Origin of the sequence: Allobosea sp. (assembly GCF_051860145.1) — a bacterium.
GTDB lineage: Bacteria > Pseudomonadota > Alphaproteobacteria > Rhizobiales > Beijerinckiaceae > Allobosea.
In genome coordinates, this window is record NZ_JBHYEM010000008.1 from 16,387 (window position 1) to 26,819 (window position 10,433).

Here is a 10,433-nt window from a genome sequence, read left to right on the forward strand (position 1 = left end):
TATGGTTTCAGGAAAATTCCCGTTCGGCTTGTAATGGCGAGATTAGAACGCCGCTTCCGGGATTTTGTTTCATCGTGGAGACAGCTATGAAGCGTGATGGCGGGCATGGCCGCTTCAAATCGACTGCCGTCGCGGCGATCTTGACGCTCGCGGCTGGCGTCATTCCTCTGCCGTTGCTGGCTCAGTCTCGGCAGGTTCCCGAAACGCGCCGCGAGATCTCCTTGTCCTTCGCGCCCGTCGTGAAGTCGAGCGCTGCGTCAGTGGTCAATGTCTACGGCGCGCGCGTCGAGCGGCGGCAGCAGAACCCGTTCATGGACGACCCCTTCTTTCGCCGCTTCTTCGGCGATAACGGTTTCGGCGTGCCGCGTGAGCGGGTGCAGCGCTCGCTCGGCTCCGGCGTCGTCGTCGATGCCGGCGGGCTGATCGTCACCAACCACCACGTCATCGAGGGGATGAGCGAGGTCAAGGTCTCCTTCGCCGACAAGCGCGAGGTCGAGGCGACGATCCTGCTGCGCGATCCGCGCACCGATCTCGCCGTGCTCAAGATCAAGCCTCCGAAGGATCTCAGCGCGCTCGAGCTGGCGGATTCCGACAAGGTCGAGATCGGCGATCTGGTGCTGGCGATCGGCAATCCTTTCGGCGTCGGCCAGACGGTGACGCAGGGCATCGTCTCGGCGCTGGCGCGCACCCAGGTCGGCGTCGGCGACGCGCAATCCTTCATCCAGACGGATGCGGCGATCAATCCGGGCAATTCCGGCGGCGCGCTGGTCGACATGCAGGGCAGGGTCGTCGGCATCAACACCGCGATCTTCTCGCGCTCGGGCGGCAGCGTCGGCATCGGCTTCGCCATCCCCTCGGCGATGGTGCGCGTCGTCCTGGAAAGCGCCAAGGCTGGCGCCGAACGGGTGCGCCGCCCGTGGTTCGGTGCGAGGCTGCAGGCGCTGACGGCCGAGGTCGCGGACGGGCTCGGCCTCGACCGGCCGTCGGGCTCGGTCGTCGCCAGCGTCGTCGAGAAGGGACCGGCGGAGGAAGCCGGCCTGCGCCGTTCCGACGTGATCCTCGCCGTCGACGGCTTTGCCGTCGATGACCCCGAAGCCTTCGGCTACCGCTTCGCGACCCGCCCGCTCAATGGCACGACGAGCCTGACCGTGCTGCGCGGCGGCAAGCGCCTGACGCTTTCGGTGAAGCTGGTCCCGGCGCCTGAGAGCCGCCCCCGCGACAAGGTGACCCTGTCGGGGCGCACACCGCTCGCGGGCCTGACGGTGATGAACCTGTCGCCGGCCGTCTCCGAGGAGCTCTCGCTCGAGATCGGCAATGACGGTGTCGTCGTGGCCGAGATCGAGGAGGGCAGCCTCGCCGCGCGCGTCGGCTTCCAGAAGGGCGACATCATCCAGGCGCTGAATGGCGAGCGGATGGCGACCTCGCGCGACGTCGAGGCGGCGCTGCGCGAGCGCAAGCGCGCCTGGGAGGTGACGATCACGCGCGGCGGCCAGACCGTGACGTCGGTCTTCCCGGGGTGAGCGATCTCTTCTCAGCCTCGGGCCTCGACAAGGCGGGGCCGCGCCCGCTCGCCGATCGCCTGAGGCCGACGACGCTGGCCGAGGTCACCGGCCAGGAGCATCTGACCGGGCCTGACGGAGTCCTGACGCGGCTGCTCGCCTCGGGCTCTCTCGGCAGCCTGATCTTCTGGGGTCCGCCCGGCACCGGCAAGACCACCGTGGCGCGCCTGCTGGCCGGCGCGGTCGATCTCGGTTTCGAGCAGATCAGCGCGATCTTCTCCGGCATCGCCGATCTGAAGCGGGTCTTCGAGCAGGCGCGGGGGCACAGGTTAGGGGGCAAGGGCACCTTGCTCTTCGTCGACGAGATCCACCGCTTCAACCGCACGCAGCTCGACGCCTTCCTGCCGGTGATGGAGGACGGCACGATCACGCTGGTCGGCGCCACCACCGAGAACCCGTCCTTCGCGCTCAACGCCGCTTTGCTCTCGCGGGCCCGCGTGCTGACCTTCAAGGCGCTCGACGAGAGCGCGCTGCTCTTCCTGCTCGGCCGGGCGGAGGTGCTGGAGAACCGGGAGCTGCCGCTGACGCCGGAGGCGCGGCTGGCGCTGGCGCGTTTCGCCGATGGCGACGGACGGGCCGTGCTGACGCTGGCCGAGGAACTCTGGCGCGCCGCCAAGCCCGACGAGGTCTTCGACGAGGCTGGCCTTGCCGAGGTGATCCAGCGCCGCGCGCCGATCTACGACAAGGCGCAGGACGGCCACTACAACCTGATCTCGGCCCTGCACAAGACGATCCGCGGCTCCGACCCGGACGCCGCGCTGTATTATTTCGCGCGCATGCTCGATGCCGGCGAGGACCCGCGCTTCCTGGCGCGGCGGCTGGTCAGGATGGCGGTCGAGGATATCGGGCTCGCCGACCCGCAGGCGCTGGTCCATGCCCGCGCCGCGGCCGAGACCTATGAGCAGCTCGGCTCGCCCGAGGGCGAGCTCGCGCTCGCCAACACCGTGATCTATCTCGCGACCGCGCCGAAATCGAACGCTGCCTACAAGGCCTACAAGGCGGCAGTGCGCGCCGCCAAGGAGGGCGGCTCGCTGATGCCGCCCAAGACCATCCTGAATGCGCCGACGCGGCTGATGAAGGACGAGGGCTACGGCGCCGACTACGCCTATGACCATGATGCGCCCGACGCCTTCTCCGGCCAGAACTACTGGCCCGACGCGCTCGGCCGGCAGCGCTTCTACGATCCGCCCGAGCGCGGCTTCGAGCGCGAGATCAGGAAGCGGCTGGAGTACTGGGAGAAGCTGAGGCAGGAGCGGGGCGAGTAGGCCGGCTAGCCGGACTTGGCGTCATGCTCGGGCTTGCCCCGAGCATCTCAGGCAGAAGAGGCTGTCGCTGGAACCTCTTATCCTGAGATACTCGGGTCTGCGCTGCGCTCCGCCCAAGAATGACGGCGAGCATTCGACCAATGAGCTCGGCTTTAAAAACTCCGTTCAATAAAAACCTGCGTCGAGATCTGCCGGCCCGCGAGCCCCGCCGGCACCGGCCGCCCGGTCAGCGCGATGCGAGCATGGGCGATGGAGGCTTCGAGCCCGGCCTTGAGCCCCTTCACGGGCGTCCAGACCAGATTGGCGGCGGCGCGGTCGATCGTGATCTTTCCCTTGAGCTGACCGGCCAGCGGCACCGCAAGGTGGTAGCGGCTGAGATAGAGGTTGGTGGCGATCTGGTCGGTCCATTCCCGGCGCATGGAGACCACGCCGGAAAAGCCGCGGGTCGGGTCGGTGCCGAGCAGGACGCGGCGGACCACGCGGGCATCGAGCTGGGAGCCGATATAGGGCGCTCCATCGACGGCGCCGGCAATCTGGGCCGTGATGCTGCCGGGGCGGCCGAGCATCTCGGCCTCATAGGTGACGCCGAGAATGCCGGCTCTGCCCAGGCGTATCGGCGGCCCGGGGATGTCGCGAAGGGCAAGCGCGCCGTGAAGCGCCCAGGAGCCCGATGTATAGACCAGACGCGCGACCCCGTCCGGGACGCGACGTCCGGCCTGGCTCGGCAGGCTCGTGGTCGAGCCGACCGCGGGATCCTCGACCGCGAAGGTCGCCACCCAGGTCGCGGTCAAGGGCAGTTCGAGCGCGATCACGCCGACCGTCCGGTCCGGCACGCGTGTCGAGAAGATGAACTCGTCGCCGGTCCAGAAGTTGAAGCGCGAGGAATCGAGGCCGAAGGTCCAGGGGCCGACCTGGATCGTCGCCTCGTCGATCGATACCGTGTCGCCATCCTCGGCCGGCGTTCTCATCGTGAACTCGAAGGCGCTGGCGATGCGCAGGCCGGAGGCCAGGTCATGCGAGGCGGCGATCCGCAGGCTGCCGCTGGTCTGGAAGGAGAAGGCGTTCGGCGGCGGCGCCGGTCCGGACTGCGGCACGCGATAGGCATCATATTGCAGGCCGGCGCTGACCGTGCCCGACAGCGACAGGCAGGTGGCGGAGCCCGGCAGGATCACGCCGGCCGTCTTGTCGTCCTCGTTATCGTCAGCATCCGCGTCATCGTCGTCGGCGCTGGCGGGTTCCGCCTTGCTCTCGAACAGAGGCTTCGTTTCAGGCGCCGCGATGGTGCAGCTGCGCGCGAAACTCGGCGCGTGAGAAGGGCCGTCACCTTTGCGCAAGGGGCGGGCGGTGGCCGTGCCGACGAGAAGGAAAGCGCCCGCCAGCGCGATCGCGAGCGCTGCAGCCGCCCTGCCCGCTTGCGGCGGGCAGGGAGGATGAGCGGCAAGACCCGTCGCGGATGTCATCGGTCGCTGGCGCCCCCGAGCTTCGCCCGCAACTGTCGTTCAGCCTGATGGTGAGTCAATCACGACGTCGATTGGCCGGGCCGGCGCCCGATTTCGTTTGTGCGGGCATGATGCGCTGGCTATTGCAGGAAGCATGACATCCACACTTCTCGTCTTCCTCGGCGCCGGCATCGGCGGGGCGCTGCGCCACGGCGTCAACATCGCCTCCGTGAAATGGCTGGGCATGGCCTTTCCCTACGGGACGATGACGATCAACATCGTCGGCTCCGGCGTGATGGGGCTGGTCGCCGGCTGGTTCGCGTTCCGGGCGGGCGAGGGCGCCTCGCAGGAGCTGCGGCTGTTCCTGGCCACCGGCATCCTCGGCGGCTTCACCACCTTCTCGGCCTTCTCGCTGGATGCGGTACTGCTCTGGGAGCGCGGTGAAGTCGGCCAGGCGGCTTTCTATGTGCTGGGTTCGGTGGCGCTGTCGCTCGCGGCGCTCGTCGGCGGGCTCGCGACCGTGCGGGGGCTGTCATGAGGCAGGGCGGCAAGGGGACGGGCGGCAAAGGAGCCGGCGGCAAGGGTGGCGTGCGGCGCGGTCCGCGACCGGCATCGGCGGGCCCAGTGGGCAAGCGCCCGAGCCATGATGCGCGGCGCTCGGCGCGGGCCGCCGCAAGGCCGCGACCGGAGCGTGACGAGGCCGCGGTGAGCACCGAGCCGACACGCAATCCTGCGCCGCACCACCCTGTCGCCCGGGCCGCCGGCCCGCGCAAACCCGCGCCGCGCAAGCCGCCGGTCTCTGACATGCCGACGCGAGCCGAGATCAAGGCCGAAACCGCGCAGGTGCTCGCCACCGGCGTTCAACAGCTCGTGGTGACGCCGGACGAGAACGAGATGCGGATCGACCGCTTTCTCGAAAGCCGTTTCCCGCAGCTCTCGTTCAGCCATATCCAGCGCATCGTTCGGAAGGGCGAATTGCGCGTCAACGGCAAGCGTGCCGACAGCAAGGACCGGCTGGAGGCCGGACAGACCGTCCGCATCCCGCCGCTGAAGCTGGAGCAGGCGGCGGAGCGGCCGCGCTCGGCCAAGGCCGATGCCGACACGCTCGGCTTCCTGCGCTCGATCACGCTCTACGAGGATGACGACGTCATCGTGCTGAACAAGCCCGCGGGGCTGGCCGTGCAGGGCGGCTCCGGCACGACGCGGCATGTCGACGGCATGCTCGACGCGATGATGGGCAAGGACGGGCAAAAGCCCCGCCTCGTGCACCGGCTCGACAAGGACACCTCCGGCTGCCTGGTGATCGCCAAGTCGCGTTTCGCCGCCGCGACGCTGGCAAAAACCTTCCGCTCGCGCTCGGCGCGAAAGGTCTATTGGGCACTGGTCGCCGGCGTGCCGCGCGTGCGCCAGGGCCGGATCTCGACCTATCTCGCCCGCGAGGAAGCCTATGACGGCGACCAGCGCATGGCGGTCGCCAAGCATGGCGATGACGGCGCCATGCATGCCGTGACCTATTACGCGGTGGTCGAGACCGCGGCGCAGAAGCTCGGCTGGCTCTCGCTGAAGCCTGTGACGGGGCGCACCCACCAGCTGCGCGCCCATGCCGCCCATATCGGCCACCCGATCATCGGCGATCCGAAATATTTCAACATCGCCAACTGGGAGCTGCCCGGCGGCATCCAGAACAAGCTGCATCTGCTGGCGCGGCGCATCGTCCTGCCGCATCCGCGCGGCAAGGGCACGATCGATGTCAGCGCGCCGCTGCCGCCGCATATGCGCCAGTCCTGGAACCTGCTCGGCTTCGAGGATGCGCATTACGATCCGATCGTCGACGCGCCCGACGAATAGGGCCGACCTTGGGGCACTTTCCTAACGCTGCGTAAGAGAACGCTTGCAGAACAAAATTGACTATGTTCTAATTTTGTTCCCATCACTCTTACGCAGGTGCTCCGATGATGCGTTTCGCCTTCATTCTTGCCGGCCTGACCCTGTCCTTCGCCATCCCCGCTGCCGCGCAGGCGCCCGCCGCGCCCAGGCAGGCCGCTGCCCCTGCGGCCAATGCCGACGAGCCGGTGCCGCGCACGGAGCGGGCCAAGGCGCGCCAGGATTGCCTGGCGGAGCATGTCGCGCTCAGCGGCGACGACCTGCGGCAGGCGATGCGGGACTGTATCCAGGCAAAATTCCCGGGCGTCCAGCTCTATGCCCGCAACGGGCTGACCCGGGACGGCAAGCCGACGGCCGCGACGGCGCGCACGGCCTGCAAGGCGGAGGCCGACGAGCGCAGCCTCTCGGGTGCGGCCCGGCGGGCGGCCCTGGCGGATTGCTTCAAGGCGAAGCGGCCGGATCTGGCGCTGCGGGCCGAGTGCCGCAAGGATAGCCGCGCCAAGGGGCTGGATGGCGAGCCCTTGCGCAAGGCGGTCGAGCAATGTGCCCGCGAGACCCGCTCATGACGGACGCGCGCCCGGCGCAGTGGATCGCGCCCGCGATCCGGGCTACAGCGCCGGCATGAATCTCGTCATCTTCGACCTCGACGGCACGCTGATCGATTCAGAGGCCATCATCCTCGGCGCCCAGTACGAGACATTCGCGCGCTGCGGCCTGGTTCACCCGGGCCGCGAGGCGGGGCTCGGCGTTGTCGGGCTGACGCTCGATATCGCGCTGATGCAGGTCGCGGGACTCGCGGCGCCGGACGACCGGCTGACCGAGACTTATCGGGAGGTCTTCAACGCGATGCGCCTGCAGGCGGAAACCGACCCGGCACTGGCCGAGCCTCTATTCCCCGGCGTCGCGGAGACGCTGGAGGTTTTGGCGGCGCGGCCCGACACCGTGCTCGGCATCGCCACGGGCAAGTCGCGGCGCGGCGCCGATTACATCGTCGAACGCCATGGCTGGACCAAGCTGTTCGCGACGATCCAGACGGCCGATGACGCGCCGTCCAAGCCGCATCCCGGCATGATCCTGCGGGCGATGAGCGAAACCGGTGCGCGGCCCGAACGGACGGCGATGGTCGGCGACAGCTCGTTCGACATCGAGATGGCGGTGGCGGCTGGCGTCACGCCGATTGCCGTGTCCTGGGGGTTCCAGCCCGTCGCGACGCTGCAGGCGCTCGGCGCGCGGCACGTCCTGACCGCCTGCGGCGACCTGCCGGCGCTGCTCGACCGCACGCTGCAGCCGGCCTGAACGATCTCGCCTGCCCACGGGTCGGGAGTCGCCGTCGGACTATCCGACCAGGGCGTTCGTGGGCGTCATCCCGTCCAAGCCGCGTCAGCGGCGCAGAGCCGGGATCCATGCCGGAGCGTATTCCTTGAGAAGCTCAGGCATGGATCCCGGGTCTCCCTTCGGTCGCCCGGGATGACTGCGTTCAGGATCATCCCGCACGATCCGCCACTGGCGGGGCGCCAGCGGCCGAGACCGCGAGTAACACTCCTGCAACCACGTCCGCTCAGCGCCGTTTAACCTGAACAAGCGTTCAGGTTTGGCCGTTAACCACCTGCTGGCTGGTCGCGATACATGCTGTTCCTACAACAGGAACGCACCGGCATAAAATAAAGCCGGGCAGGAGTCGAACGATGATTGGTCATGAGCTTCGTGAATTCGTCGATCGCGTGATGGATAAACACGCGATCGACGATCAGGACGTCAAGTTGCTTCAGCGCGAAATCTTGGCGGACAGCGTGATGACGCGGGATGTCGTCGATGTCCTGGTGGCGCTCGATCGCGCTGTCGCGACGAAGGCTGCATCCTTCGCAAATCTGCTGGTGGCGCTCGTCGTCGATTTCGCGGTGTGGGAAAGCCGCCCGACCGGCCTGGTCGATCGCGACAAGGCGCATTGGCTGGTCGCCAGCCTCGCGGCCGGCGAGGGCCCGACGCCGACGGCGCGCCGCATCGCCTTCGAGATCGTGCGCGAGGCCGATCGCTGCGACGAGGCGCTGCTGGCTTTCGTGCTGCGCAGCGGCATCGCCAGGCCGAGCGCAGCCAGCGCGGAGCGCGTGCTGCTCGCGAGCTGAGCGGCCCTGCACAGCCCGATGCCGATCCGCGAACTTTCGGATCAGTGGACGCGGGCGGCGGCCTCCAATAAACCCCGACTGTCACAGTCTTTTCAGACAGTCGGGAGACGCCACGCATGTTCACGAAGATTTTGATCGCGAACCGTGGCGAGATCGCCTGCCGCGTCATCAAGACGGCGCGGCGGATGGGCATCAGGACGGTCGCCGTCTATTCCGACGCCGATCGCGACGCGCTCCATGTCGAGATGGCCGACGAGGCCGTGCATATCGGCCCGGCTGCGGCGGCAGAATCCTATCTCCAGATCGAGAAGATCGTCGCCGCCTGCAAGCAGACGGGCGCGCAAGCCGTGCATCCCGGCTATGGCTTCCTCTCCGAGCGCGAGGCTTTCGCCCATGCGCTGAAACAGGCCGGCATCGTCTTCATCGGTCCCAATCCCGGTGCGATCGCGGCGATGGGCGACAAGATCGAATCGAAGAAGGCCGCCGCCGCGGCCAAGGTCTCGACCGTGCCGGGCCATCTCGGCGTCATCGAGGACCCGACCCATGCCGTGACCATCGCCAACGAGATCGGCTATCCGGTGATGATCAAGGCCTCGGCCGGCGGCGGCGGCAAGGGCATGCGCATCGCCCATTCGGCAGGAGAAGTGGCCGAGGGCTTTGCCCGGGCCAAGTCAGAAGCGGCCTCCTCCTTCGGCGACGACCGCGTCTTCATCGAGAAATTCATCGTCGACCCGCGCCATATCGAGATCCAGGTGCTCGGCGACAAGCACGGCAACGTCATCCATCTCGGCGAGCGCGAATGCTCGATCCAGCGCCGCAACCAGAAGGTTGTGGAGGAGGCGCCGTCGCCGCTGCTCGACGCGGCGACCCGCAAGAGGATGGGCGAGCAGGCCGTCGCGCTCGCCAAGGCGGTGAACTACGATTCCGCCGGGACGGTCGAGTTCGTCGCGGGCCAGGACAAGTCCTTCTATTTCCTCGAGATGAACACGCGGCTGCAGGTGGAGCATCCGGTGACGGAGATGATCACCGGCATCGACCTCGTCGAGCAGATGATCCGCGTCGCCTATGGCGAAAAGCTCGCGCTGACGCAGGATGACGTGAAGTTGAACGGCTGGGCGGTCGAGTCGAGAGTCTATGCCGAGGACCCGACCCGCAACTTCCTGCCCTCCACCGGCCGGCTTGTCACCTATCGGCCCCCTAGCGAGGGGCCGGACGGCGAGGCGGTGGTGCGCAACGATACCGGCGTGTTCGAGGGTGGCGAGATCTCGATCTATTACGACCCGATGATCGCCAAGCTCGTCACCCATGCGCCGACGCGCGAGGCGGCGATCAAGGCGCAAGCGCGCGCGCTCGACGCCTTCGCCATCGACGGCATCCGCCACAACATCCCCTTTGTCTCGGCCCTGATGCAGCATCCGCGCTGGATTGCCGGCGATCTGTCCACCGGCTTCATCGCGGAGGAGTTTCCCGAGGGTTTTGCGCTGCCGCAGCCGCGCGGCGAGACCGCCTTGCGCATGGCGGCGATCGCGATCGCCTGCGATCACCGGCTCAACCAGCGCAAGCGCCATGTCAGCGCCCAGATGGAGGGTTGGCGCAAGGTCGAGTTCGAGCGCACCCGCATCGTCACGCTCGGCGGCGAGCGCTTCGAGGGTGCGGTGACGGAGCAGGGCGAAGCGGTGGTCGTCGATCTCGGGGCGCGCAGCCTCACGGTCGCGAGCGCGTGGGTGCCGGGCGAGCCGGTCTGGCGCGGCACGCTCGACGGTGTCGCGGTCGCGGCGCAGGTGAGGGCGATCTTGAACGGCGTCGCGCTCGGTCATGCCGGTGCTTATGCCGATGCCCATGTCTACACGCCGCGCGAGGCCGAGCTCGCCGCACTGATGCCGGAGAAGCTCGCGGCCGATACCGGAAAATTCCTGCTCTGTCCGATGCCGGGCCTGGTCAAGGCGCTCTCGGTCGCGGTCGGCCAGGAGGTCAAGGCCGGCGAGGCGCTCTGCATGGTCGAGGCGATGAAGATGGAAAACGTGCTGCGCGCCGAGAAGGACGTCACCATCGCCAAGATCCTCGCCAAGGAGGGCGATTCGCTCGCGGTCGATGCCGTGATCATGGAATTCGCCTGAGGACGAGGCGGCGGTTGCCGGCAGCGGAGAACTATTTGCTTTCCTC

Annotated in this window: 9 protein-coding genes; 8 read left to right on the top strand and 1 reads right to left on the bottom strand. The window is 68.1% G+C overall.

What is annotated here, in order from left to right; genetic code table 11:
- The first annotated feature begins 86 nt into the window (after positions 1-86).
- Together ACTIF2_RS14990 and ACTIF2_RS14995 are read left to right on the top strand one after the other, a co-directional pair.
- Positions 87-1,520 (top strand): DegQ family serine endoprotease, encoded by a 1,434-nt coding sequence (locus ACTIF2_RS14990; protein WP_439497888.1) that lies wholly within the window; start codon positions 87-89, stop codon positions 1,518-1,520.
- Positions 1,517-2,824 (top strand): replication-associated recombination protein A, encoded by a 1,308-nt coding sequence (locus ACTIF2_RS14995; RefSeq protein ID WP_439497889.1) that lies wholly within the window; start codon positions 1,517-1,519, stop codon positions 2,822-2,824. Before ACTIF2_RS14990 ends, ACTIF2_RS14995 begins: the two co-directional genes overlap by 4 nt.
- A 152-nt stretch (positions 2,825-2,976) precedes the next feature.
- Here ACTIF2_RS14995 and ACTIF2_RS15000 read toward each other — a convergent pair whose 3' ends face one another.
- Entirely contained in the window at positions 2,977-4,284 is a 1,308-nt protein-coding gene (locus ACTIF2_RS15000; RefSeq protein ID WP_439497890.1) for a porin family protein, read from the bottom strand.
- Between the two features lie 133 nt (positions 4,285-4,417).
- Here ACTIF2_RS15000 and crcB point away from each other — a divergent pair, with 133 nt between their 5' ends.
- The 6 genes from crcB (at position 4,418) to ACTIF2_RS15030 (ending at position 10,387) form a co-directional block, all read left to right on the top strand.
- The gene (crcB, locus tag ACTIF2_RS15005; protein ID WP_439497891.1) at positions 4,418-4,801 is read left to right on the top strand and encodes a fluoride efflux transporter CrcB; all 384 of its coding nucleotides are present in this window, start codon (positions 4,418-4,420) and stop codon (positions 4,799-4,801) included.
- Positions 4,798-6,111, top strand: a complete 1,314-nt coding sequence (locus tag ACTIF2_RS15010) for an RluA family pseudouridine synthase (protein WP_439497892.1) — start codon at positions 4,798-4,800, stop codon at positions 6,109-6,111. The genes crcB and ACTIF2_RS15010 overlap by 4 nt, the downstream gene beginning before the upstream one ends.
- Before the next feature lie 104 nt (positions 6,112-6,215).
- The gene (locus ACTIF2_RS15015) at positions 6,216-6,713 is read left to right on the top strand and encodes a hypothetical protein (protein ID WP_439497893.1); all 498 of its coding nucleotides are present in this window, start codon (positions 6,216-6,218) and stop codon (positions 6,711-6,713) included.
- On the top strand, positions 6,691-7,443 hold the full coding sequence (locus tag ACTIF2_RS15020) for an HAD-IA family hydrolase (RefSeq protein ID WP_439497894.1): 753 nt from the start codon (positions 6,691-6,693) through the stop codon (positions 7,441-7,443). The genes ACTIF2_RS15015 and ACTIF2_RS15020 overlap by 23 nt, the downstream gene beginning before the upstream one ends.
- Positions 7,444-7,832: 389 nt before the next feature.
- The gene (locus ACTIF2_RS15025) at positions 7,833-8,270 is read left to right on the top strand and encodes a hypothetical protein (protein WP_439497895.1); all 438 of its coding nucleotides are present in this window, start codon (positions 7,833-7,835) and stop codon (positions 8,268-8,270) included.
- A 116-nt stretch (positions 8,271-8,386) separates the two neighbouring features.
- Positions 8,387-10,387 (top strand): acetyl-CoA carboxylase biotin carboxylase subunit, encoded by a 2,001-nt coding sequence (locus tag ACTIF2_RS15030; protein ID WP_439497896.1) that lies wholly within the window; start codon positions 8,387-8,389, stop codon positions 10,385-10,387.
- The last annotated feature ends 46 nt before the right edge of the window (positions 10,388-10,433 follow it).